This window comes from Lihuaxuella thermophila (assembly GCF_900110165.1).
In the GTDB taxonomy this organism is placed as follows: Bacteria; Bacillota; Bacilli; order Thermoactinomycetales; family Thermoactinomycetaceae; genus Lihuaxuella; species Lihuaxuella thermophila.
On the sequence record NZ_FOCQ01000015.1, the window covers coordinates 35,990 to 60,574 of the forward strand.

The 24,585-nt window shown below is 50.8% G+C and carries 25 protein-coding genes and 2 other annotated features; of the genes, 24 read left to right on the plus strand and 1 reads right to left on the minus strand.

Annotated elements, in window-relative coordinates; all coding sequences use genetic code 11:
- Window positions 1–26: 26 nt before the first annotated feature.
- The 4 genes from BMW55_RS15350 to pssA all read left to right on the plus strand — a co-directional run bounded on the left by BMW55_RS15350 (window position 27) and on the right by pssA (window position 5,845).
- Window positions 27–2,480 carry an ATP-dependent Clp protease ATP-binding subunit gene (locus tag BMW55_RS15350; RefSeq protein WP_089971369.1) on the plus strand — a complete coding sequence of 818 codons (2,454 nt, stop codon included), beginning with the start codon at window positions 27–29 and terminating at the stop codon, window positions 2,478–2,480.
- Window positions 2,481–2,577: 97 nt separating this feature from the next.
- Window positions 2,578–3,945 (plus strand): DNA repair protein RadA, encoded by a 1,368-nt coding sequence (radA, locus tag BMW55_RS15355; RefSeq protein ID WP_089971372.1) that lies wholly within the window; start codon window positions 2,578–2,580, stop codon window positions 3,943–3,945.
- 4 nt (window positions 3,946–3,949) lie between these two features.
- Window positions 3,950–5,029 carry a DNA integrity scanning diadenylate cyclase DisA gene (gene disA, locus BMW55_RS15360; protein WP_280139792.1) on the plus strand — a complete coding sequence of 360 codons (1,080 nt, stop codon included), beginning with the start codon at window positions 3,950–3,952 and terminating at the stop codon, window positions 5,027–5,029.
- 99 nt (window positions 5,030–5,128) lie between these two features.
- Window positions 5,129–5,845 carry a CDP-diacylglycerol--serine O-phosphatidyltransferase gene (pssA, locus tag BMW55_RS15365; RefSeq protein WP_089971375.1) on the plus strand — a complete coding sequence of 239 codons (717 nt, stop codon included), beginning with the start codon at window positions 5,129–5,131 and terminating at the stop codon, window positions 5,843–5,845.
- Window positions 5,846–5,981: 136 nt separating this feature from the next.
- Here pssA and BMW55_RS15370 read toward each other — a convergent pair whose 3' ends face one another.
- Window positions 5,982–6,380 (minus strand): nucleoside triphosphate pyrophosphohydrolase family protein, encoded by a 399-nt coding sequence (locus BMW55_RS15370; RefSeq protein WP_089971378.1) that lies wholly within the window; start codon window positions 6,378–6,380, stop codon window positions 5,982–5,984.
- Between the two features lie 254 nt (window positions 6,381–6,634).
- On the opposite strand from BMW55_RS15370, the gene BMW55_RS15375 reads away from it, so the two are divergent.
- The 20 genes from BMW55_RS15375 (at window position 6,635) to rpoB (ending at window position 24,536) form a co-directional block, all read left to right on the plus strand.
- Window positions 6,635–7,123, plus strand: a complete 489-nt coding sequence (locus tag BMW55_RS15375; protein WP_089971381.1) for a CarD family transcriptional regulator — start codon at window positions 6,635–6,637, stop codon at window positions 7,121–7,123.
- Window positions 7,124–7,239: 116 nt separating this feature from the next.
- The gene (locus BMW55_RS15380; RefSeq protein ID WP_089971384.1) at window positions 7,240–8,334 is read left to right on the plus strand and encodes a PIN/TRAM domain-containing protein; all 1,095 of its coding nucleotides are present in this window, start codon (window positions 7,240–7,242) and stop codon (window positions 8,332–8,334) included.
- Window positions 8,335–8,516: 182 nt separating this feature from the next.
- Window positions 8,517–9,206, plus strand: a complete 690-nt coding sequence (gene ispD / locus BMW55_RS15385; RefSeq protein ID WP_244527594.1) for a 2-C-methyl-D-erythritol 4-phosphate cytidylyltransferase — start codon at window positions 8,517–8,519, stop codon at window positions 9,204–9,206.
- Entirely contained in the window at window positions 9,203–9,685 is a 483-nt protein-coding gene (gene ispF / locus BMW55_RS15390; RefSeq protein WP_089971386.1) for a 2-C-methyl-D-erythritol 2,4-cyclodiphosphate synthase, read from the plus strand. The genes ispD and ispF overlap by 4 nt, the downstream gene beginning before the upstream one ends.
- Before the next feature lie 34 nt (window positions 9,686–9,719).
- Window positions 9,720–11,204 (plus strand): glutamate--tRNA ligase, encoded by a 1,485-nt coding sequence (gene gltX, locus BMW55_RS15395; RefSeq protein ID WP_089971389.1) that lies wholly within the window; start codon window positions 9,720–9,722, stop codon window positions 11,202–11,204.
- A 49-nt stretch (window positions 11,205–11,253) separates the two neighbouring features.
- Window positions 11,254–11,489: a binding site (T-box leader), on the plus strand.
- Window positions 11,490–11,666: 177 nt separating this feature from the next.
- A complete protein-coding gene (gene cysE / locus BMW55_RS15400; protein ID WP_089971392.1) occupies window positions 11,667–12,407 on the plus strand; it encodes a serine O-acetyltransferase in 741 nt (246 codons plus the stop codon).
- Window positions 12,376–13,776: a cysteine--tRNA ligase gene (gene cysS, locus BMW55_RS15405; RefSeq protein ID WP_089971395.1), complete on the plus strand. Its 1,401-nt coding sequence runs from the start codon at window positions 12,376–12,378 to the stop codon at window positions 13,774–13,776. Before cysE ends, cysS begins: the two co-directional genes overlap by 32 nt.
- Complete coding sequence (locus BMW55_RS15410; RefSeq protein ID WP_280139793.1) at window positions 13,761–14,210, plus strand: Mini-ribonuclease 3; 450 nt, start codon at window positions 13,761–13,763, stop codon at window positions 14,208–14,210. Before cysS ends, BMW55_RS15410 begins: the two co-directional genes overlap by 16 nt.
- Entirely contained in the window at window positions 14,203–14,940 is a 738-nt protein-coding gene (gene rlmB, locus BMW55_RS15415; protein WP_089971397.1) for a 23S rRNA (guanosine(2251)-2'-O)-methyltransferase RlmB, read from the plus strand. Before BMW55_RS15410 ends, rlmB begins: the two co-directional genes overlap by 8 nt.
- Window positions 14,940–15,458 (plus strand): NYN domain-containing protein, encoded by a 519-nt coding sequence (locus tag BMW55_RS15420; protein WP_089971400.1) that lies wholly within the window; start codon window positions 14,940–14,942, stop codon window positions 15,456–15,458. Before rlmB ends, BMW55_RS15420 begins: the two co-directional genes overlap by 1 nt.
- A gap of 64 nt (window positions 15,459–15,522) precedes the next feature.
- Entirely contained in the window at window positions 15,523–16,206 is a 684-nt protein-coding gene (gene sigH, locus BMW55_RS15425; protein WP_089971403.1) for an RNA polymerase sporulation sigma factor SigH, read from the plus strand.
- 354 nt (window positions 16,207–16,560) lie between these two features.
- The gene (gene rpmG / locus BMW55_RS15430) at window positions 16,561–16,710 is read left to right on the plus strand and encodes a 50S ribosomal protein L33 (RefSeq protein WP_089971406.1); all 150 of its coding nucleotides are present in this window, start codon (window positions 16,561–16,563) and stop codon (window positions 16,708–16,710) included.
- Between the two features lie 37 nt (window positions 16,711–16,747).
- Window positions 16,748–16,969: a preprotein translocase subunit SecE gene (gene secE / locus BMW55_RS15435; protein WP_089971409.1), complete on the plus strand. Its 222-nt coding sequence runs from the start codon at window positions 16,748–16,750 to the stop codon at window positions 16,967–16,969.
- A gap of 52 nt (window positions 16,970–17,021) precedes the next feature.
- Entirely contained in the window at window positions 17,022–17,555 is a 534-nt protein-coding gene (nusG, locus tag BMW55_RS15440; RefSeq protein ID WP_089971412.1) for a transcription termination/antitermination protein NusG, read from the plus strand.
- 158 nt (window positions 17,556–17,713) lie between these two features.
- Entirely contained in the window at window positions 17,714–18,139 is a 426-nt protein-coding gene (gene rplK / locus BMW55_RS15445) for a 50S ribosomal protein L11 (RefSeq protein ID WP_089971415.1), read from the plus strand.
- Window positions 18,140–18,219: 80 nt separating this feature from the next.
- Window positions 18,220–18,918: a 50S ribosomal protein L1 gene (gene rplA / locus BMW55_RS15450; RefSeq protein WP_089971418.1), complete on the plus strand. Its 699-nt coding sequence runs from the start codon at window positions 18,220–18,222 to the stop codon at window positions 18,916–18,918.
- 69 nt (window positions 18,919–18,987) lie between these two features.
- Window positions 18,988–19,117, plus strand: a sequence feature (ribosomal protein L10 leader region).
- Between the two features lie 26 nt (window positions 19,118–19,143).
- Window positions 19,144–19,659 carry a 50S ribosomal protein L10 gene (gene rplJ / locus BMW55_RS15455; protein WP_089971421.1) on the plus strand — a complete coding sequence of 172 codons (516 nt, stop codon included), beginning with the start codon at window positions 19,144–19,146 and terminating at the stop codon, window positions 19,657–19,659.
- 62 nt (window positions 19,660–19,721) lie between these two features.
- Window positions 19,722–20,087, plus strand: coding sequence for a 50S ribosomal protein L7/L12 (rplL, locus tag BMW55_RS15460; protein WP_089971424.1), 366 nt, complete (start codon window positions 19,722–19,724; stop codon window positions 20,085–20,087).
- A 67-nt stretch (window positions 20,088–20,154) separates the two neighbouring features.
- Window positions 20,155–20,757, plus strand: coding sequence for a class I SAM-dependent methyltransferase (locus BMW55_RS15465; RefSeq protein WP_089971427.1), 603 nt, complete (start codon window positions 20,155–20,157; stop codon window positions 20,755–20,757).
- A 242-nt stretch (window positions 20,758–20,999) separates the two neighbouring features.
- Window positions 21,000–24,536 carry a DNA-directed RNA polymerase subunit beta gene (gene rpoB, locus BMW55_RS15470; protein WP_425283875.1) on the plus strand — a complete coding sequence of 1,179 codons (3,537 nt, stop codon included), beginning with the start codon at window positions 21,000–21,002 and terminating at the stop codon, window positions 24,534–24,536.
- The last annotated feature ends 49 nt before the right edge of the window (window positions 24,537–24,585 follow it).

Sequence of the window (24,585 nt, forward strand, 5' to 3'; positions counted from 1 at the left end):
ACTGGCAAAGAGAGGTGTCATGTTCTATGATGTTTGGCCGTTTTACAGAGCGGGCGCAAAAAGTGCTGTCACTTGCCCAGGAAGAAGCCGTACGTCTGGGCCACAACAATATCGGTACAGAGCATATTTTGCTGGGGCTTGTCCGCGAAGGGGAAGGAATTGCCGCGAAAGCGCTGATTGCGCTTGGCCTCGGGCTCGAAAAAATCCAAAAAGAAGTGGAAACGCTGATTGGTCGGGGTCAAGGGCAACCCGCCAACATCGCTTATACGCCAAGGGCCAAAAAAGTGATCGAACTGTCGATGGACGAAGCCCGTAAACTGGGGCACACCTATGTGGGAACGGAACACATTTTGCTCGGTTTGATCCGCGAGGGAGAAGGAGTAGCCGCCCGCGTTCTCAACAACCTGGGGGTAAGCCTGAACAAAGCGCGCCAACAGGTCCTGCAGCTGCTGGGCAACAGTGAGTCAGTGGCCGGGCATCAGGGGGGCAATCCCAATGTCAACACCCCGACCCTCGACAGTCTAGCCCGTGACCTGACCCAAGCGGCAAGAGACGGCAATCTGGATCCTGTCATCGGCCGCAGCAAAGAAATTGAACGGGTGATTCAAGTCCTGTCCCGCCGTACCAAAAACAACCCTGTGTTGATCGGGGAGCCGGGGGTAGGGAAAACGGCAATCGCCGAAGGATTGGCACAGCGGATTGTCGACGGTGAAATCCCTGAAACCCTGCGCGGTAAACGGGTTATGACCCTGGATATGGGAACGGTGGTGGCAGGGACCAAATACCGCGGAGAGTTTGAGGATCGCCTCAAAAAAATCATGGACGAGATTCGTCAGGCCGGAAATATCATTCTGTTCATCGACGAGCTGCATACGTTGATTGGAGCGGGAGGAGCCGAGGGCGCCATCGATGCTTCCAACATCTTGAAACCGGCACTGGCCCGGGGTGATTTGCAGTGCATCGGTGCCACCACCCTGGATGAGTACCGGAAGTATATTGAAAAAGACGCGGCGCTGGAACGCCGGTTCCAGCCGATTACCGTCGATGAGCCGACGGCGGACGAAGCGATCCTGATTCTGGAGGGCTTGCGCGATCGCTATGAAGCGCATCACCGGGTGAAAATCACGGATGAAGCGATTCGTGCCGCTGTAAAACTCTCCGACCGCTATATTACAGATCGCTATCTTCCTGATAAAGCGATCGACTTGATTGACGAAGCGGCCTCCAAAGTACGCCTTTCCGCATACACCGTTCCGCCGGAGCTGAAAGAGTTGGAGCAAAAGGTGGAAGAAGTGAAAAAAGAAAAAGACGCGGCCGTGCAAAGCCAGGAATTTGAAAAAGCGGCATCGCTCAGGGACAAAGAGCAAAAATTGAGGGAAGAGCTGGAGATCCTTCGCAACAATTGGAAACAAGACCAGGGGAAAACCGACTCGGAAGTTACGGCGGAAGACATCGCGGATGTGGTTGCCAACTGGACGGGAATTCCGGTGAGCAAATTGGCTCAGGAAGAGTCCGAACGCCTCTTGAATATGGAAAACATTCTCCATAACCGCGTCATCGGGCAGGAAGAAGCGGTCAAATCGGTTTCCCGCGCCATTCGCCGCGCCCGTGCGGGACTGAAGGACCCGAAACGCCCGATTGGTTCGTTTATCTTCCTGGGGCCGACCGGGGTCGGGAAAACCGAATTGGCCCGCGCCCTTGCCGAAGCGATGTTCGGGGATGAAGATGCGATGATCCGCATCGATATGTCCGAGTACATGGAGAAACACACCACCAGCCGGCTAATCGGCTCTCCCCCCGGATATGTGGGGTATGAAGAAGGAGGACAGCTGACGGAAAGAGTGCGCCGCAAACCTTATTCGGTCGTTCTCTTTGACGAAATCGAAAAGGCGCACCCGGAAGTGTTTAACATCCTGCTGCAGGTATTGGAAGACGGACGCCTCACCGACGGAAAAGGGCGTACGGTTGACTTCCGCAACACCATTATCATCATGACTTCCAACGTCGGCGCCTCTACGATCAGAAAAAATACGCGGCTCGGATTTACCACCGGGGACGGCAATATCGACAAAGATGAATACGAACAAATGAAACAGAATGTGATGGAAGAACTGAAGAAAAGCTTCCGCCCCGAGTTTTTGAACCGGATCGATGATGTCATCGTCTTCCACTCCCTGAAAGAGGAGCATTTGCAGCAAATCGTCTCGCTGATGGCTGAAGAACTGCGCAAACGGCTCAAAGAGCAGGACATCGATTTCGTACTCACCGAAGCGGCCAAAAAGCACCTGGCCAAAGAAGGTTTTGACCCGACCTACGGGGCAAGACCGCTCAGAAGGGCAATCACCAAACACATTGAAGACCGCTTGTCTGAAGAATTGCTCAGAGGCAACATCAGCCGCGGTGATTCTGTCACCATCGATGTGAGAGACGGCGAGCTGATGGTCGAAAAAACCAAAGTAAAGCCAACTGAAGCCATTTAAGCAGCCTTACATCCCCACAACAGGCTAGTGGGGATGTTTTTGTGTTGGGATTTGCTATAATGTAGTGAAGGAAAACAGTTTGAATAGGGGACGGACTGTGACGAAGAAAAAAAACAGGTTTGTTTGTCAAGAATGTGGATATGAATCTCCCAAATGGATGGGGCGTTGTCCATCCTGCGGAAATTGGAACTCAATGATCGAAGAGAGAGAACCTGTCCGCATTCCCGGCACGGCAGTCAAACTGAACCAAAAGAGGGAAAAAGCGGTCCCCATCACGCGGGTGGAGAAACTGGATCAGCCCCGTTCGGACACGGGAATGCGGGAGCTCAACCGGGTGCTTGGAGGAGGTTTGGTTCCCGGTTCATTTATCCTGGTGGGCGGTGATCCGGGGATCGGCAAGTCCACCCTGCTTTTGCAGGCAACCCATCAGTTGGCCAAGCGGGGAATGCCGGTTCTGTATGTCTCCGGGGAGGAATCTGCGGAGCAAATTAGGCTTCGCGCCGAACGTTTGGGGGCACTGGATGACCGGGTCATGGTCGCCTCGGAAACCGATTTGACCGCCATTGAAAGCCTGCTTGAGGAGACCCGGCCCAAACTGGTGGTGATTGACTCCATTCAAACCATGTTTCACCCGGAAGTCACATCCGCCCCCGGGAGTGTTTCACAAGTACGCGAATGTACGGGGCAACTGATGCGCTGGGCCAAGGAGAAGGGAATTGCCATCATCATCGTTGGGCATGTTACAAAGGCAGGAGCCATCGCTGGACCGAGAATGCTTGAGCATATGGTCGATTCGGTCCTGTACTTTGAAGGGGAGAGACACCACACGTACCGGGTGCTTCGCGCCGTCAAAAACCGCTTTGGCTCCACCAATGAAATCGGTGTATTCGAAATGAAAGAAACGGGTCTCTCGGAAGTGGGCAATCCTTCTGAAATGTTTTTATCCGGGCGCCCGGTCGGTGTTCCCGGCACGGCCGTAACTGCAAGCATGGAAGGAACCCGCCCGGTTCTCGTGGAATTACAGGCATTGGTGACCCCTACCAGTTTTGCAACCCCGAAACGAATGGCTACGGGTGTAGATCCTCACCGGGTAACGATGATTATGGCCGTACTCGAAAAAAGGCTTGGCTTTTTTCTGCAAAATCAGGATGCTTATCTCAATGTGGTCGGCGGGGTTCGATTGGACGAACCGGCTGTGGATTTGAGCATCGCCGTGAGCCTGGCTTCCAGTTTTCGGGACCGGGCCACTTCCCCGCACGATCTGTTTATCGGAGAAGTGGGGTTGACCGGAGAAGTCCGCGCGGTCTCCCGGATTGAGCAAAGGGTGGCGGAAGCTTTCAACATGGGATTCAGAAGGGTGATTTTCCCGGAAAAAAACCGTCGGGGCTGGACACCGCCGCAAGGAATGGAACTCATCGGGGTCAGTGCATTGGGAGAAGCATTGGAAGTGGCGTTGGGAGGGTAAGACGGTGAAGGAAGAAGGTCAAAAAGACAGGGTGATGAGTGATATCTTGCGCTTGCTTGCTCCCGGAACCCCGTTCCGGGAAGGTCTTGACAATGTTTTGGGAGCAAAAACAGGGGCGCTCATTGTGATGGGATACGATGAAAGCGTTCGTGAAATCGTAGACGGCGGCTTTCATATCGATTGCCCCTTTTCGCCTGCCCATTTGTATGAACTGGCCAAAATGGACGGAGCGATCATCCTCAGCAATGACGGAAAAAGAATTTTGTATGCCAATACCCAATTAGTGCCCAGCTCCTCCATTCCTTCGACGGAGACGGGCATCCGGCACCGGACGGCCCAGCGGACGGCGAAGCAAACCGGCAAATTGGTTGTGTCCATTTCGCAACGCAGAAATATAATAACTTTGTTTAAAGGAAATTTTCGCTATACCCTCAAAGATATCGGCGTGATCTTGACGAAGGCCAATCAGGCCATTCAGACCCTTGAAAAATATAAATCGGTATTGGATCAATCCACAACCAATTTGAGCGCGTTGGAATTTGAAGAATTGGTTACCTTAAACGAAGTGGCCTTAGTTTTGCAGAGGATTGAAATGGTCCTCCGAATCAAACGCGAAATCGAAACATATATTCATGAATTGGGGACAGAAGGGCGCCTGATCAGCATGCAGCTGGAAGAACTGGTGTCCAATGTGGAAGAAGAAGCCGAACTCCTGATCAAGGATTACTCTCAAGACCCGCAAAACATTAAACCGGAGAAAGTATTTGAGGAACTGAAACAGTTGTCAGCCGATGACCTGCTCGATTATTCCCAGTTGGTAAGAATTCTAGGGTTTTCGGGAAATATTAATACCCAGGAAGAAGCGGTTTCCCCTCGAGGCTATCGCATCTTAAGCAAAATCCCCCGTTTGCCGTCGGGCATCATTCAGAAGTTGATCAGCCGCTTTGAAACACTGCCGCGCATCATGCTGGCGTCGACCGAAGAATTGGATGATGTGGAAGGGATCGGAGACGTTCGCGCGAGAACGATCAAAGAAGGCTTAAAGAGGATTCAGGAACAGGTTTTTATTGACAGACATATCTAAATAACCTAGAATGAAACCACTAAGCAAGTTGAACGATAACGGCTAAGGAGGGGAAAACCGCACTTGAGCGGTATTCAATCAATTTAGGAGGTTCCCTTTATGTTTGCCAGAGCGTTGCCCAGTTGTTTTACGGTTGGGAACTTATTTCTCGGTATCATGTCCATCATTTTGGCGATTCAGGATTCATGGCAGTATGCTGCAATTATGGTGATTATCGGAATGCTATTGGACGGACTGGACGGCCGTGTCGCGCGAATGCTGAATACACAAAGCGAATTTGGAAAAGAACTGGACTCATTATCTGATGTTATCTCATTCGGAGTCGCGCCAGCCGTCATCATGTATGTTTCGGTTTTTAAGTCGATGGGGCCGGAAGGTTGGCTGGTCACAGCCATTTTCCCTATTTGCGGTGCCCTTCGGTTGGCCCGGTTTAACGTCCACCCGGGAGAGCCTGGATATTTCATCGGGTTGCCGATCACGGCGGCGGGCGGAATCCTGGCTACGATGGCCTTGTACAACGAATACGTGGCAAACGCTTATATCCTCATGTTTGCGATGCTGTTTTTGTCTTTTTTAATGGTGAGCCAAATCAAATACCCCGCTTTTAAAAAAATGAAGATACCGAAGACCGCGTTTTGGTTTGCTCCGGTCTTTTTGATTGCCGTCGCTGTTTCTGCCATTTTGTATCCGCGTGAACTGCCCAAAGTCATGTTTATCCCGCTGGCCCTGTATGCGCTGTACGGGGTGAAAAAAGCCATCGACCGCAAACGATGCGGGGAAGAAGTGAATGAAGACCCTGTAGAAGAAATGAAATAAGCCGCACAGTCAAAAACAACCCTGATCTCGCCAGGGTTGTTTTTGACTGTGCAAAAATATTTAACAATCTTTTAAAAAATATGCTCATTCGGCTGTAAATGAAGTATAATGGGTGAGTAGTAAAGGATACAAGGAATTACCGGAGATTAAAAACTCCCAAAGTGGATAGTTTTTTGGATTCCTGTTCGATTACATCCTGCAGGCGAATGTTCAGCAGGTTGCATAAAGCGGTCAGGTAGAACAAGTTTTTCCCCATCTCCGCTTTGAGCACATCCAGGCAGTGATCACACAGTTCCCCTGATAAATGGGTTTTTAGCTGCTCCTTCCACTCTTCGAGGGTCGCATCTTGGGGAACGGGCCTGCGACGGGCATTTACTTGGATGCAGCCGCACTCGGTGACTGCCTTCATCAAAGCGCGGTTCACCCGGGCATTGGATTCCTGAAATTTAGAGGAAACATCTAAAAAGCTGCGGTGTCTTAACAGAAGATCTGATACTTGCTGCTGGAAGAAATCAAAATTGCTGTCTTCACTCACGCCTTTCACCTCTTTTGCCGGTGGTGTCCGATCGCGCTCAAACTCCGTGCCATTGCTGAATAGACTAAGTTTATTATATCGGTGGCGCTTTCATAGTGTCAATTTCCCAATCAGGCTTCTCTGTATCGCAGGTAAAAAAAGTTGTTGACGTTTCAAATGGGAATATGCTAATATAAGAATTTTTAATTTTATTGACTCCTGCCGGCTTTTGTGATATCTTGGAAATAGATATTGCCCTTTGGAGGTGGCCTGATTTGTTCAATATTGGCGATAAGGTGGTTTATCCGATGCATGGTGCGGGAATCATTGAATCGATTGAGGAAAAAGAAATCCTGGGAGAGCGTCAAAAATATTATGTGATGCGTATGCCCATCGGTGACATGAAAGTGATGGTTCCCCTGAAAAATGTGGAAAGCATCGGTTTGAGGGAAGTCGTGGATGAAAGCACTGTTGAGCGGGTTTTGGAACGTATGCGTTCGGGGGAAGTGAACGACACGACGAATTGGAATCGCCGCTATCGTGCCAATTTGGACAAAATGAAGAGCGGAGACATCTACGAAGTGGCCGATGTGGTACGGTCCCTGATGCTCCGCGAAGAAGAGAAAGGCCTTTCCACCGGGGAGCGCAAAATGTTGGAAAATGCGAAGCAAATCTTGATCAGTGAACTGGTTTTGGCCAGAAATCTGAAGGAAGAGCAGGCATTTGAACTCATCGATGATATCGTTATTACAAAAAATAATTGACCTCTCGCTCGGCTGTCACCAAAAAATTAACAAGAAAATCGGGGAATGAGGTTATCCGCTGGTCAAATTGTCTATAATGATACTAGCTTAAGTGTTTTGAGAGGAGGTGAAGCCCCGTGTTGAAACGCTTTGTGCAACTAGCCTTCACTCTGATCGGAGCATCCGCTGGCTACTATCTGGGGCCGAAATTTTTCGGGGTGCTTCAAAGATCCTCTCTGAAATTCGGTGAAGTCCCTGCACCTCATTATATAGGCGCCGCTTTAGGTGCAGTCGTCATGTTCGTGGCTACCTTCTGGTTCTCGAACAATGTGGTAAAGTGGATTCGTTGGAGTGAAGAGCGCTTGATCAAAATCCCTGCCGCGGATGGTTTGTTTGGGGCTCTGGGATTGATCTTTGGTCTTATCGTCGCTTTTCTCATTCAACAGCCTCTCTCAACATTGCCGATTCCCGTCGTCAACCGGGTGTTGCCGTTTATCATTTCCGGTTTTCTCGGTTACCTCGGGTTCAGAGTAGGATATAAGAAACGCGATGAACTAATTTCCATTTTTACACTGGGTCGTCAAGGCAAAGAAGGGCGAAACAAAAAAGAAGCCCGCGAGGTCTTCGAACATAAAATTTTAGATACCAGTGTCATTATCGACGGGCGCATTGCAGATATCTGCCGGACTGGCTTTTTGGAAGGAACGCTCGTCATCCCCAGCTTTGTTCTTGAAGAGTTGCAGCATATTGCCGACTCTTCGGACGTATTGAAGCGCAACCGGGGACGCAGAGGTCTGGATATCCTGAATAAGATTCAAAAAGAGTCGAATGTAAAAGTGCTCATCTATGAAGGGGACTTTGAGGAAGTAACCGAAGTGGACAGCAAGCTGGTGAAGCTCGCCAAAGTTTTGTCGGGTAAAGTGGTCACCAATGATTTCAACTTAAATAAGGTTTGCGAGCTGCAAGGCGTCAGCGTGCTGAACATCAACGATTTGGCGAATGCCGTCAAACCTGTCGTCCTGCCAGGTGAAGAAATTAACGTTCAGGTCATTAAAGACGGAAAAGAGCATGGTCAGGGCGTTGCTTACCTGGATGACGGCACGATGATTGTGATCGAAGGCGGACGGGAGTACATCGGAGACAAGATTGACGTGCTGGTCACCAGTGTGTTACAAACTTCAGCAGGGCGTATGATTTTTGCCAAACCGAAACTGCTTGAACGTGCATTATAATCCAACATCGGGGTTCGTTTCCCCGATCCTCGGCATCCCGCAGGGGACAGAAGCGCCTCAAACCGCACCGGAATGTGCTTCTCCCCCATGGGGATCAAACAATTCGACTTCGTTTTTCAACCAGCCCGTATCGGTTTTATGAAAGCCGACGGGCATTGCTGTGTCTGAAAGGAGATAACTTTGTGAGTGTGGGCGTAATCATCCCGGCAGCGGGGCAGGGAAAGCGGATGGGGACCAAGGAAAGCAAACAGTTTTTATTCTTAGATGATCAACCGGTCCTCCTCCATACTTTGCGCGTCTTTGAAACGCATCCGGAAGTTGGGGAAATCGTTGTGGTTACCCGCGAAAACGAGATCGGGCGCGTCACCGGCCTCGTGGAAAAAGCCGGCCTGAAAAAGGTAACCAAGGTGACCGTTGGAGGCAGAGAGAGGCAGGAGAGCGTCTACCAAGGGCTAAAGTGGTTGACCGCGGAATGGGTATTGGTTCATGACGCGGTCCGCCCCTTTGTCAGCCATGAGGCGATTTCGCGTCTGCTTACGGTTGTCCGCATGCACGGAGCTGCGATTCTGGCTGTCCCCGTGAAAGATACGGTCAAACAGGTGGATTCTGCCGGGATTGTCGAAATGACCCCGGATCGAAACCGTTTGTGGGCGGTGCAAACTCCGCAGGCGTTTCGGACGGACCTATTGCGCGAAGCACACGAGCAGGCGGCGGGACAGGAACGTACCGTCACTGACGACTCCATGCTGGTTGAACTGTTGGGCATTGATGTCCGGGTGGTCGAAGGAGAATATACCAATATCAAGCTGACCACGCCGGATGATCTCATATTGGCTGAAGCGATTTATCAAATGAGGAGAAACAAAGCATGATTCGAATTGGACAAGGATTTGACGTGCATCAATTGGGTGAAAACCGGCCGCTCATCATTGGAGGGGTAACGATTCCTTATGAGAAAGGGCTGATCGGCCACTCCGATGCCGATGTTCTCTTACATACGATTTGTGATGCCATTTTGGGTGCCCTCGCCCTGGGGGATATCGGCCGGCATTTCCCGGACACAGATCCTGAGTACAAAGGAGCGGATAGTGCCGAGCTGCTCAAAGTCGTGTGGAACTTAGCCAAGGAGAGGGGCTACCGTCTGGGGAACGCAGATGCCACCATCATCGCCCAAAAGCCGAAAATGGCTCCTTATATTCCGCAGATGCGCGAACGGATTGCGGAACTGTTAGAGACGGACATCGACCGGGTCAATGTAAAGGCGACGACAACGGAGAAATTGGGCTTTACCGGCCGTGAAGAGGGAATCGCCGCGATGGCTGTCGTTTGCCTAGTAAAAAATGAAGTCTAGGAAAAACTAACTACCGGGGAGGCAACGAAGAAAGATGGCAACAGTTCGAACACGTTATGCGCCAAGCCCGACCGGCCACTTGCATATCGGAGGGGCAAGGACGGCATTATTCAGCTATTTACTCGCGAAAAAACACGGCGGACAGTTTATCGTGCGCATTGAAGATACGGATACGGAACGGAACATCGAAGGCGCAGCCGATAAGCAGATGGCCATGTTGAAGTGGCTCGGAATCGAGTGGGATGAGTCCGTCGATGTCGGCGGCCCTTACGGCCCTTATCGCTGTATGGAACGGATGGACATCTACAAAAAATATGTGGACCAATTGCTGGCTGAAGGCAAGGCATATTATAGTTACAGTACTCCGGAAGAACGGGAAAAAGAGAGACAAGAGCAGCTGGCGCGCGGGGAAACGCCGAAATACAGCGGGTGGGACCGTGACTTGACACCTGAACAGAGAGCAAAATTTGAGGCAGAAGGCCGGGTTCCCAGCGTTCGTTTCAAAGTGCCTGAAGGAAAAACGCTGGTTTTTGACGATGCGATCCGGGGAAGAGTTGTGTTTGAATCCGATGATATCGGTGATTTTGTCATCATGCGCCCGGATGGCCGGCCCACTTACAACTTTGCGGTCGTCGTCGACGACGCGTTGATGAAAATTACGCATGTGATCCGGGGAGAGGAACATCTCTCCAATACGCCCAAACAATTGTTGATCTATGAAGCGCTTGGATTTGAGGTGCCCGAGTTCGCCCATGTTCCGTTGATCCTTAACGCGGAAGGGAAAAAGATGAGCAAACGGGATGAAACGATCATCCAATTTATTGACCAGTATAAAGAACTCGGTTATCTGCCGGAAGCAATCGTCAACTTTATTGCCCTGTTGGGCTGGGCTCCCGAAGGGGAAGAAGAGATTTTCTCCCTGCAAGAGCTTACGCAAATCTTCTCTCTGGAACGTGTGTCCAAGGCCCCTGCCGTGTTTGATACCGGCAAACTGAAATGGATGAACGGCCAATATATTAAAAAAGCCCCGCTGGAAAGAGTTGCCGCCCTCGCTTTTCCCTATCTGGAGAAGGCAGGCTGCATCGAATCGCCTTTGTCACCCGAGAGAAAAGAATGGGTCACGCGTGTGGTCAGCCTTTATCAGGAGCAATTGGAAGAAATCTCGCAAATCGTAGAGCTGTCGGACCTCTTTTTCCAAGAGGAGATGATCTACTCGGATGAAGCGAAAGAAGTTCTTGCGGGAGAACAGGTTCCGGGTGTTTTGCAGGCATTCCTCAAGCAACTGAAGGAAGTCCGCGAACTCGATGCGGACCAAGTGAAAGCGATGTTCAAACAGGTGCAAAAAGAGACCGGGTGTAAAGGAAAGCAGCTCTTTATGCCGATCCGTGCAGCGGTGACCGGCGTGGTTCACGGTCCGGACTTAAGGGAAACCATCGCTCTTTTGGGAGCCGAAACGGTAACGGCCCGGGTACAGTCGTTGATTGACAATTACGAAGTCTTATTGGAAAATAAGCGGTAAGAACCCTGTAACCGAAAAGAACATTTTCATGTTTGAGCATAGAATAATTTAAAATGCGATGATTGGGAGAGTAAGGAACAAGCGCCGGGATTACAGAGAGGGGCTGTTCGCTGAAAAGGCTCCATTCCGGCTGTTCCCGAAGTGCCCCCATGAGCTGTCCCTCTGAAATGGTTGAAGTGCCAGAGTAGGAAGGTCCGGTCCCCGCCGTTATAAGGGCCCTGAGAGGAATTCACTTTTGGTGAATTCAAGCAGAGTGGAACCGCGGAAATGAAACCCGTCTCTGCAGCGCTTCAGCTGCGGAGGCTTTTTTATTCTGTCAAACCGTCTCATACAGGGTTTGGTCAACCGGATTCAGGCGATGGGTCTTTCGCATGTGGTTGCCCCGGAAAACTGGAGCGGAGGGCAAAACGGTTGGAATCCGTATCAATTTCAATCAAATGAAGTGAGGGGAGAAACCAAACCATGTCACTCGTGAATAAATTGACAGAAATCCGTAGGACGCTTCAATCGGATATTCAAGCTGTATTTGACAGGGACCCGGCAGCCAGAAGCACCTTGGAAGTCGTTCTCACTTATTCCGGTTTGCACGCTATCTGGGCTCACCGGTTCGCTCATTTTTTTTACCGGAGACGCTGGTTCCTCACCGCCAGAATCATTTCGCAGGTCAGCCGCTTTTTTACAGGGATTGAGATCCATCCGGGCGCCAAGATCGGCCGGGGGGTTTTCATCGATCACGGAATGGGTGTGGTGATCGGTGAAACCTGTGAGATCGGGAACCATGTGACCATTTATCAAGGAGTGACCTTGGGCGGGACAGGAAAGGAAAAGGGAAAACGACATCCTACGATTGAAGATCATGTGATGATCGCCTCCGGTGCGAAGGTATTGGGTTCGATTCGCGTGGGACGCTGCGCCAAGATCGGTGCCGGTTCCGTCGTATTGCGTGAAGTGCCGCCCAACTCCACGGTGGTAGGGGTTCCCGGCCGTGTGGTGATTCAGGACGGAGTTCGTGTGCAGACGGATCTGGACCAGGTCAACTTGCCTGACCCGGTTGAAAAAATGTTCCGCGCGATGCAAGCCGAAATCAACGCATTACGGGACGAAATCGAACGATTGAAACAAGGGGCAAAAACAGATGAGCCCCCGAGTAGTCAAGGAGGACCCAACCAAGATGACACTAAGGCTTTACAATACTCTGACTAAGAAAAAAGAGGAATTAAAACCCCTTACAGAGGGGGAAATAAAAATGTATGTATGCGGTCCGACCGTATACAATTATATTCACATCGGAAATGCGCGCGTCTTTGTTTTTTACGATGTGGTCCGCCGCTATTTGCGCCATCTCGGTTACAAAGTCACCTATGTGCAAAACTTTACCGATGTGGATGACCGCTTGATCCAAGCGTCCAAAGAGACCGGAGTACCGGTCCCGGAAATTGCCGAACGCTTCATCCAGGCCTATTTTGAAGATATGGATGCGCTTGGAGTGGAAAGGGCGGACTTTCATCCGCGGGCGACCGAACACATCGCCGAAATGATCGAGGCGGTCCAGGTGTTGCTCGATAATGGATATGCTTATGAAAAAGACGGAGATGTTTACTTCAGAACCCTCGCCAAAAAAGATTACGGCAAACTGTCGCACCAATCGCTCGATGAACTGAAAGCGGGGGCGCGCATTGAAGTGAACGAGCGGAAGGAACATCCTCTTGATTTTGCTCTGTGGAAGGCGGCAAAACCCGGAGAGATCAGTTGGGACACACCCTGGGGGCCCGGCAGGCCCGGCTGGCATCTGGAATGCTCGGCCATGTCCCGCAAATACCTGGGGGATACTTTAGATATCCATGCCGGCGGGATGGACCTCTGCTTTCCCCATCATGAAAACGAAATCGCCCAGAGTGAAGCTTGGACCGGAAAACCATTTGTCCGGTATTGGCTCCATAACGGGTATATCAATATGGGCCATGAAAAAATGTCAAAATCCCTGGGCAATGTGAAGCTGGTTATCGACCTGAGAAAGGAATATACTCCTCAGGCGATCCGTTATCTCCTTCTTTCCTCCCATTACCGCAACCCGATTCAATTCAGCAAAGAGATCATGCATCAGGCGGAGGGGAGCGTGGAACGGATCCGCACGGCTGTCGCCAATATCAAACATCGCAAAAAGGCGGCATTGGAAGGGGAGCCTGCACAGGAATTGACACGTAACCTGGAGTCCCTTTCGGAACAGTTTCACACCGAGATGAATGATGATTTGAACACCGCCAACGCGATCAGCGTCCTTTTTGAAGCAGTAAAGCTGGCCAATGAATGGGTGGCCCAACCGGTCGTCTCCGAAGGGTCGCTGGATGCCCTGCTCAGCTGGTTCAAAACGTACGGCAGCCAGATTCTCGGACTGGTGGATGTGGAAACGGAAGAAATCCTGGATGCCGAAGTTGAAGCCCTCATCGAAGAGCGCCAACAAGCGAGAAAAGAGCGCAACTTTGCCCGTGCCGATGAGATTCGCGACTTATTGTCAGCAAAGGGGATTATCTTGGAAGACACCCCGCAAGGAGTCAGATGGAGAAGAAAATGAGCGATGTTTTGCTGGGAATGACCGGGACGGGGCTCACCAGACCTCCCGGTGAACTGAACCCCTTGCTGCTCGCCTATTTGGGAGATGCTGTTTATGAAGTTTTTGTCCGCTACCATCTGGTGGCGAAAGGGATGCTTCGTCCCCGGGACCTGCAACGGGAGGCGACGCGGTATGTTTCCGCGGTGGCACAGGCGAAGGCCGGGCGACAGATTGAATCTTTTCTCACAGAGGAAGAAATGAACATCCTGAAAAGAGGGCGCAACGCGAAATCGGGCAGTATCCCCAAAAACACCAAAATCTCCGATTATCGGTACAGTACGGGCTTAGAAGCGCTGATTGGCTACTTATACGCATCAGGCAACGAACAAAGATTGCAAGAGATTATGGAGCAATTGCTCACGCATGTAGAGAAAGGAAAGGCGCAAGATGAGTAATTGGATACTGGGAAGGCACTCCGTCCTGGAAGCGGTTCGGTCGGGAAGGCCAATTGAAAAAGTTTTACTCGCCGAAGGTATACAAACGAAAAACATCCAAGAGCTGCTGAAGCAAGTGCAGGAACAGAAGATCCCGTTTCAGCGGGTGCCCCGTCCAAAGTTGGACCAGCTGGCCGGCGGAGGCAATCATCAGGGGGTGATGGCCCAGGTTGCCGCATACGGTTATGTGGAGGTGGATGAGCTGTTTCAACGGGCGGAAAAAAGAGGTGAACCTCCGTTTTTTCTCCTGCTCGATGGAATTGAAGATCCACATAACCTCGGTTCCATTTTACGTACGGCAGATGCCGCCGGGGTGCATGGAGTGATTATCCCGAAGCGGAGGGCAGTCGGATTGACGGCGGTGGTGGCCAAGACATCAGCAGGTGCGATCGAGCATGTGCCGGTGGCGAAGGTGACGAACCTGAACCGGACAGCTGATGAACTGAAAGAGCGTGGAGTGTGGCTGGTCGGGAGCGACGGTAGAGCTGAGCAAGAATATACTCAAGTCGATTATTCCGGGCCGGTCGCTCTGGTCATCGGGAGCGAGGGCCAGGGGATGAGCCGCCTGATGAAACAGAAGTGTGATTTTTTGGTGAGATTGCCCATGATGGGCCGCGTCACTTCGCTCAATGCATCTGTCGCTGCCGCGCTGCTCATGTATGAAGTGTTGCGGGGCCGGAAGGAAAAATGATGCGGCAAGAAGAATGGTTGGTCGTTGACGGATACAACGTCATCGGTGCAGATGCCCGGGTGCGTTGGAATCCGTCCAACCTTGAGGCAGAGCGGGACAAGCTGATCCGTGATCTCTCTGAGTACCAGGCGATGACGGGACGACGGGTTTTCCTGGTGTTCGATGCCCACTTGACCCCGGGAGCGCAAGTAAAAGACGTTCGGGAGCAAATCACCGTTTATTACACCAGACGGGATGAGACCGCCGATGAATGGATCGAACGATTTGTCAAACAAAATAAAAACCCGTACCGCCGGATCTATGTGGCCACTTCCGATTACCTGGAGCAGCGGATGGTGTTTGGTCAAGGAGCTTACCGCATTTCCTCGCGGGAATTGCTGCAGGAGATTCGAATCGCCAAACAGAAATTGAGTGAAAAATTGCGAAAAAATGAGTATGAGCGTCAAAGAAATACATTAGGTGAAAGATTAAGCGAAGATCTGCAGCAAAAACTTGAAAAATGGAGGAGGAAAAAATAGGAGAAAAATTGACGTTTTTGTTTCAGTTCAGATATAATAACCTTACTATGGGCTTCTAGGCTACATGTCGGGAGGGAAAGCGGTGAGTGTAAACCTGCAATCTACTAATTCGACCGATTACGAGAAGATGGTAGACTATGAGGCATTGGCCGACGAAGAGCTGGTAGATGGCGTACGTGTGGGTGACAGCGAAGCTCTCGAATACTTGATTAATAAGTACAAAAATTTTGTCAGGGCGAAGGCCAGATCATACTTCTTGATCGGTGCTGACCATGAAGACATCGTTCAAGAAGGCATGATCGGCCTTTATAAAGCGATTCGTGATTTTCGCGGTGACAAGCTGGCATCATTTAAAGCTTTTGCTGAATTATGTATTACGCGCCAAATTATCACTGCAATCAAGACAGCTACTCGTCAGAAACACATTCCGCTCAACTCTTATGTGTCATTGGACAAGCCGGCATATGATGAAGATTCGGATCGAACCCTGCTGGATAAAATACCGGGAACGCGTTCAAATCCCGAAGAGATTTACATCAATCGGGAAGAATACGACGATATTGAGGATAAAATATCGAAAATTTTAAGTGATTTAGAACGCAAGGTTTTGATGTTATATCTGGACGGGCGCTCTTATCAGGAAATCGCCGTCGACTTAAATCGACATGTCAAATCGATCGATAACGCATTGCAACGTGTGAAGAGAAAACTTGAAAAATACCTTGCGCTCAGGGAAGTCTCTATGTAAGGAATCAACGGAAGAAACAGGTGGCGGCCTGTTTCTTTTTGTTTAGTTCGACAAAAATCATCATAGTCCTCTTTTGATGATCAAAAAATGTCGGCGATAAATGTTGACAAATTTGAGAACAAACCTTGAGAGAACACAGGGTTTTTACAAGAGTGGATAAAAAAGGATATGAAACGAACCGTTCAGCACATGTTCCTTATGCTGAAGTTTAGAATCTCCTTGTTTCTGTCAATAATGGTAGAGCGAGACGGGGATGTGCGTTGACAGAAAGTATCCGTTATGATAATGTATTTTGGGTATTCTTTAGTTAAACTTACATGATCGGTGATTTAAAAGAATAGGGGAGGTGTCGGCATGCGGGTGAACATCACTTTGGCTTGCACGGAATGTCGCAATCGTAACTACGCGCTGACAAAAAACAAACGGAAGCATCCGGATCGTATGGAACTCCGTAAATATTGCCCCCGTTGCAATGCCCATACCGTACATCGGGAAACAAAATAATTTGCTTTAATCCTCTAGGAAAGATGGGGGTGACAGCATGGCAATACTTTCAAACATCGGACGCGGGATTCGGAAAAGCGTGAGCGGGACGGCCGGCTTTTTCCGCGGCAGTGTTCAAGAATTGAAAAAAGTTCGCTGGCCGAGCCGGCAGGAAATGGTCAGCTACACACTGGTCGTTATTGTTACCGTCGTCATACTTGCTGTCTTTTTCTTCTTGATCGATACCGGGCTGATCAGTCTGCTCAATCTGATCAAGTAGGCGTAAGAAACTTAAGCGTCATAAGGGGGGACAGGGTTAAGCCCTGAAGAGCATGGAGAAGAATTGGTATGTGGTTCACACATATTCCGGTTACGAGAACAAGGTGAAAACCAACCTGGAAAAGCGGGTCCGCTCCATGGACATGGAGGATAAAATCTTCCGCGTCCTGGTCCCGATGGAAGAAGAAGTGGAGCATAAAGATGGGAAAAAGAAAACCGTCATGCGCAAAGTGTTTCCGGGTTATGTTCTGGTTGAGATGATCATGACCGATGACTCGTGGTATGTCGTGCGGAACACGCCTGGTGTGACCGGCTTTGTAGGTTCTTCCGGGGCTGGTTCAAAACCGACTCCCCTTATGCCGGAAGAGGTAAATGCGATCTTACGCCAAATGGGTATGGAAGAACCCCGCGCAATTGTGGATTTTGCTGCGGGTGAAAATGTAAGGGTGAAAGAAGGGCCGTTTGCCAATTTTGTCGGAACGATCGAGGAAATCGATGTGAACCGCTCCAAACTAAAAGTGCTCGTCAATATGTTTGGGCGCGAAACCCCGGTCGAACTGGAGTTCTTTCAAGTGGAAAAAGTTTGATGAAGGCAAACCTTGTCTGTCTGACTGGGTTGTGGTAAAGTATTACTGTTTGTTACCCCCGTCTTTGGGGCGAGCGCAAGCCCGCGTTTCCGGGAGCTTGCCTTACCGTGGGAGGGTTAACCCCGCGAAAACCACATGTTTGAAGGAGGTTGGTTAGCGTGGCCAAAAAAGTGATTAAAGTGGTCAAGCTGCAGATTCCCGCTGGAAAAGCCAATCCGGCACCGCCTGTAGGCCCGGCTCTGGGTGCGGCAGGTGTAAACATCATGGCCTTCTGTAAAGAATTTAATGCTCGTACTGCTGACCAGGCAGGCCTGATTATTCCGGTTGAAATCACGGTATTTGAAGACCGTTCGTTCACTTTTATCACCAAAACGCCTCCGGCTGCCGTTCTGCTGAAAAAAGCGGCAGGAATCGAATCCGGTTCCGGAGAGCCCAACAAGAAAAAAGTAGCGACCGTCAAACGCGATAAAGTGCGTGAAATCGCGGAGCTTAAAATGCCCGACCTCAACGCGGCCAGCGTGGAAGCTGCCATGCGCATGGTTGAGGGAACGGCCCGCAGCATGGGAATTGTGATCGAAGACTGATAAAGCCGGCTGCAAACGCCACTAGCAGTTCAGGCTTGTGGGAGGATCATCCGCTACGACCACGAAGGGAGGAAATCGCTGTGGCAAAACACGGAAAAAAATATCTCGAGGCCCTGCAAAAAGTAGACCGGGAAAAATTGTATGAACCGGTTGAAGCGCTGGAGCTTGTAAAAAGCATTTCTACTGCCAAGTTTGACGAAACCGTGGAAGCGGCATTCCGCTTGGGGATCGATACCAAAAAAGCGGATCAGCAAGTAAGAGGCGCCGTCGTCCTGCCGCACGGGACCGGTAAGACCAAACGCGTGCTCGTGTTCGCCAAAGGAGAAAAAGCGAAAGAAGCCGAGCTTGCAGGTGCTGATTTTGTCGGAGACGAAGATCTCATCAACAAAGTGAGCCAGGGTTGGCTGGACTTTGATGTTGTGGTGGCTACCCCTGATATGATGGGCCAAGTCGGACGTCTGGGACGCGTGCTCGGTCCGAAAGGATTAATGCCCAACCCGAAAACGGGTACGGTTACTTTTGAAGTTGAAAAAGCAGTTAAAGAAATCAAAGCCGGTAAAATCGAATACCGCGCTGATAAAGCAGGGAACATTCACGCTGCAATCGGCAAAGTTTCCTTCAGCACGGAACAACTGGCGGAAAACCTGCAAACTCTTGCAGAGGCACTGATCAAGGCAAAACCGGCAGCGGCGAAAGGGACCTATATGAAGAGCGTAACCGTTTCTTCGACCATGGGGCCCGGTGTGTCCATCAACCCCAACAGCGTCGCTGCGCGTTAATCATAAATGCTCGATCAATAGTTGACAAAGAGATATTCTCTCAAGTATCCTATACACGTTGTTTGAAAACATGAATATTTGCCTTTACCGTAGACAGTAGGTGCGTCAGGTAACGCTTAAATATCCTACCGAGGTGCTCGCATGTTTAAGTACTTACCCGTGCCTTCGACTGTCTGCGAAGGCTTTTTTGTTTTTCATCAGTACTCCTTGTGAGGAGGTGTCCGCATGTCCAAAGCGATCGAACAGAAAAAAGCGATCGTATCCGAAATTGCAGAAAAGCTGTCCCAAAGCAAAAGCACCATCGTTACTGACTACCGCGGTCTGAATGTAAAGCAAGTCAACGAGCTCAGAAAAAGATTGCGTGAAGCGGGTGTTGAGTACAAGGTACTCAAAAACACCCTGACCCGCCGGGCAACGGAGCAAGTTGGCTTGAGCGAACTGGATCAGTATCTCACCGGTCCAACCGCGATTGCGTTCAGTAATGAAGATGTGGTTGCTCCCGCGAAAATTCTCCATAGCTTTGCCAAAGAGAACAAAGCTTTGGAGATCAAAGGCGGAGTCGTTGAGGGCAAAGTGGTTGGTTTGGAAGAAATCAAAGCTCTCGCTGATCTGCCGTCCCGCGAAGGGCTCCTGTCCATGCTGCTTTCCGTTCTGCAAGCTCCGATCCGCAACTTCGCGCTTGCGGTTAAAGCAGTGGCCGAAAAAGAAGACGGTGGAGCCGAAGAAGCGGCAAATGCTTAATTTCCCACTTAAACTTCGAAGCGAAAAATCATTTTTAACACGAATACAGGGAGGTTTCCTTCATGACTAAAGAACAAATCATTGAAGCTGTAAAGAACATGAGCGTTCTCGAGCTGAACGAGCTGGTAAAAGCAATCGAAGAAGAATTCGGCGTAACCGCGGCCGCTCCTGTAGCTGTTGTAGGCGGCGCCGCTCCTGCTGAAGCTGCTGAAGAGAAAACCGAATTCGATGTAATCCTGGCTAACCCGGGTGCTTCCAAAATCAACGTCATCAAAGTTGTTCGCGCCATCACGGGTCTGGGACTCAAAGAAGCAAAAGCACTCGTTGACGGTGCTCCGTCTCCGCTCAAAGAAGGCGTATCCAAAGAAGAAGCAGAAAAAATCAAAGCAGAACTCGAAGAAGCCGGTGCTACTGTAGAAATCAAGTAATTGATTTAACTCCGGCCGGACCCGCCGCCGTCGGTCGGCGGGTTGCTTTTATCTGGGAGGATCTTTTATGAGCGACCACTATTATTCACCCCAACCTGCATCGAAAAATGAACATCGGGAATTTCAAGCCAGCCTTTTGGGTCATACACTGACCTTTATTACTGATGCGGGCGTCTTTTCGAAGAAAGGGGTGGATTTTGGCAGTCGCCTCCTCATTGAGACAGCCGAAATCGGAAATGCCTCTACCGTGCTCGACTTGGGCTGTGGATACGGCCCGATCGGGATCGCTGTGGCCGTCCGTTATCCACAGGCTCATGTCGTCATGGTGGATATCAATGAACGCGCGGTTCATCTCGCAGCGGAAAATGCCAGGAGAAACGGACTGGGAAACCGTGTCGAGGTTGTGCGGAGCGACGGCTTTGCGGAAATTGCCAATCGCAAGTTTGACCGCATTCTGTTCAACCCGCCGATCCGGGTGGGGAAAGCCGCGGTCTACCGCCTGTTTGCGGAAGCGAAAGAACACTTGAATCCCGGAGGTTCACTCTGGGTGGTGATCCGCAAACAGCAAGGAGCCGCATCGGCACGAGCCGAGTTGGAAAGGCTTTATCCGAGCGTCAATCTCGCCCGCCAGAAAAAGGGGTATTGGATTCTTGAAGCGGTGAGTGATTGACATGATTTTCCGCTTGTGATAGTGTTATAAATTGCAGAAAGTGTCACTACAAGAGGTTTCCGTTTTATAGAAAAGTTTTCCATCCGGTTGGTTTATTTCTGCCTCCAGCTGGATAACATAGTAGACTACTTATAGGTGAAAAATGAGGTTACCGTTTTAACCCATTTTCTTTTTTTAGCTGTCACAGTCGTCTTATGCGGCTTTCGACTGGGTACGAGGGGGGAGTTTATTTGTCTTGGAAAATGATCCCGTGTGGCCGTCGGCAACGCCGGAGCTATGCCCGGATTAACGAGGTATTGGAGTTGCCGAATCTGATTGAGATCCAACAGAAGTCGTACCAGTGGTTTCTCGATGAAGGGTTGCGCGAAATGTTTCAGGATATTTCGCCGATCGAGGATTTCACTGGAAATCTGGTTCTTGAGTTTATTGACTACACCTTAGGCGAACCCAAGTACAATGTGGAGGAAGCCAAAGATCACCAAGTTACTTACGCTGCACCCTTGCGCGTCAAAGTACGGCTCATCAATAAGGAGACGGGTGAGGTTAAAGAGCAGGAAGTATTTATGGGCGACTTCCCGTTGATGACTGAAACGGGCACATTTATCATCAACGGTGCTGAACGGGTCATCGTCAGCCAATTGGTTCGTTCACCCAGTGTGTATTATAACACGAAAGTGGATAAAAACGGGAAGCCGACTTATACAGCTACGGTGATTCCCAACCGGGGAGCATGGCTTGAGCTTGAAACCGACGCAAAGGATATTATCTATGTGCGCATCGACCGCACACGGAAAATTCCTGTGACGGTTCTTTTGCGTGCCCTCGGATTCAGCAGCGATGCCGAAATTCTCGATTTGTTGGGCGACGATGAGTATGTCCGCAACACGCTGGACAAAGACAATACCGGCAATACGGAAAAGGCGCTGATCGAAATTTATGAACGCTTGCGCCCGGGTGAACCGCCTACGGCTGAAAATGCGCGCAGCCTTCTGTATGCCCGCTTCTTTGACCCCAAACGCTATGATTTGGCGAATGTGGGCCGCTACAAAATGAACAAAAAGCTGCACATCAAAAACCGTCTGCTGGGCCAAAAACTGGCTGAGCCCGTCGTAGATCCCGAAACGGGTGAAATCTTGGCTGAAGCCGGACAAGTCTTGGAGCGCCGGGTATTGGATAAGTTGTTGCCCTATCTCACCGGTGAACAGGCTTTTGGCATGAAAGAGCATTCGGTCCGCGGCGGAGTGCCGGATGACGGTCCCGTTCGTTTGCAAACGGTTCATATCTACTCTCCGCTCGATGAAAGCAAAGTGATCAAAGTCATCTCCAACGGCGAAGTGGATCGGTCTGTGAAACATATCACTCCGTCGGATATCATCGCTTCCATCAACTACTTTATCAACTTGCTGAACGGAGTTGGCAGCACAGACGATATCGACCATTTGGGCAACCGCCGCCTGCGATCGGTCGGTGAGCTCCTGCAAAACCAATTCCGCATCGGTTTGTCCCGGATGGAACGAGTGGTGCGTGAGCGGATGTCCATCCAGGATGCCAATGCCATCACACCGCAGGCACTCATCAACATTCGCCCGGTCATCGCTTCCATCAAAGAGTTCTTCGGAAGCAGCCAGTTGTCCCAATTTATGGATCAAACCAATCCGTTGGCCGAACTTACTCACAAACGACGTCTTTCCGCCCTTGGACCTGGTGGTTTGACCCGGGAGCGCGCGGGGTTTGAAGTGCGTGACGTTCACCACTCACACTATGGTCGGATGTGTCCGATCGAAACTCCCGAGGGTCCGAACATCGGTTTGATCAACTCACTTTCCACCTATGCGCGGATCAATGAGTACGGGTTTATTGAAACTCCTTATCGCCGCGTAGACCCTGAGACCGGCCGTGTTACTGACGAGATTGACTATCTGACAGCGGATGAAGAGGATAACTATTATGTCGCGCAGGCCAACGCGCCGCTGGCCGAAGACGGTACTTTCCTCAATGAGACGGTAACCGTACGTTATCAGGACGAGATTTTGAACGTACCGCGCAGTCAGGTCGATTACATGGATGTTTCGCCGAAACAGGTTGTGTCTGTCGCTACTGCGTGTATCCCGTTCCTGGAAAACGACGACTCCAACCGCGCGTTGATGGGATCCAACATGCAGCGTCAGGCTGTGCCTCTCCTCAAGCCGGAAGCGCCGCTCATCGGTACCGGAATGGAGTGGATTGCGGCCCGCGATTCCGGAGTGATGATCCGCGCGAAACGCCCGGGTACCGTAGAACGGGTGACTGCGGACGAGATCTGGGTGCGGCATGAAGAAGAAGTGGACGGCCGCCTGGTGAAAGGGGACCTGGATAAATACAAGCTGATCAAGTTCCAGCGTTCCAACCAAGGAACCTGCATCAACCAGCGTCCGATCGTGCGTGTGGGCGAAAAAGTAAAGGCCGGAGATACGCTGGCTGACGGGCCTTCCACGGAGCAGGGGGAACTGGCTCTCGGACGCAACGTGGTCGTCGCGTTTATGACCTGGGAAGGGTACAACTACGAGGACGCGATTTTGCTCAGTGAAAAACTGGTGAAAGAGGATGTCTACACCTCGATTCACATAGAAAAACACGAATGCGAGGCTCGGGATACCAAGCTGGGGCCGGAAGAAATTACACGCGATATTCCGAACGTCGGGGAAGATGCTTTGAGAAATCTCGACGAACGGGGAATCATTCGCGTCGGTGCGGAAATTAAGCCGGGAGACATTCTGGTCGGTAAAGTGACTCCGAAAGGTGTGACCGAACTGACGGCGGAAGAACGTCTCTTGCATGCGATCTTTGGTGAGAAAGCCCGTGAAGTGCGTGATACCTCGCTTCGCGTTCCGCATGGACAAGATGGAATCGTCGTCGACGTGAAAGTGTTTACCCGTGAGAATGGAGACGAGTTGCCTCCGGGCGTCAATCAATTGGTGCGCGTCTACATTGCCCAGAAGCGGAAGATTTCCGAAGGGGACAAAATGGCCGGGCGCCACGGAAACAAAGGGGTTATTGCCCGGATCATGCCGGAGGAGGATATGCCGTTCCTGCCGGATGGCCGTCCGGTGGAAGTCGTGCTCAACCCTCTCGGTGTTCCGTCGCGCATGAACATCGGACAGGTGCTGGAAGTCCACTTGGGCATGGCGGCCAAAGCGCTGGGGCTCCATATGGCGACACCGGTCTTCGACGGGGCCAGCGAGAATGATGTGTTTGAAACGTTGAAAGAAGCCGGCTTGGATGAGGACGGAAAAACCATCCTCTATGACGGCAGAACGGGTGAACCGTTTGAAAACCGTGTCACGGTCGGCGTCATGTACATGATTAAACTGGCACACATGGTTGACGACAAGATCCACGCCCGCTCCACCGGACCGTACTCGCTCGTCACACAGCAACCGCTGGGCGGTAAGGCGCAGTTCGGAGGCCAGCGGTTTGGTGAGATGGAAGTTTGGGCACTCGAAGCGTATGGTGCCGCGTATACTCTCCAGGAAATCCTGACCGTCAAATCGGATGATGTCGTCGGACGGGTGAAAACTTACGAAGCCATTGTCAAAGGGGAAAATGTCCCCGAACCGGGTGTGCCCGAGTCTTTTAAAGTATTGATCAAAGAGCTGCAAAGCCTGGGTATGGACGTGAAAATTCTGGCCGAAAACGAGGAAGAAATCGAGATGCGTGAATTGGAAGAGGATGAGGAACCGGCCAACGACAAACTCGATTTTGTCCTGGAAGACGGGGAAGACGCCCGGTCAACTTCGTGAACGTAGCAAGGGGGAGAGGTTTACGCCTTTTCCCCGCTTGCAACGGGAT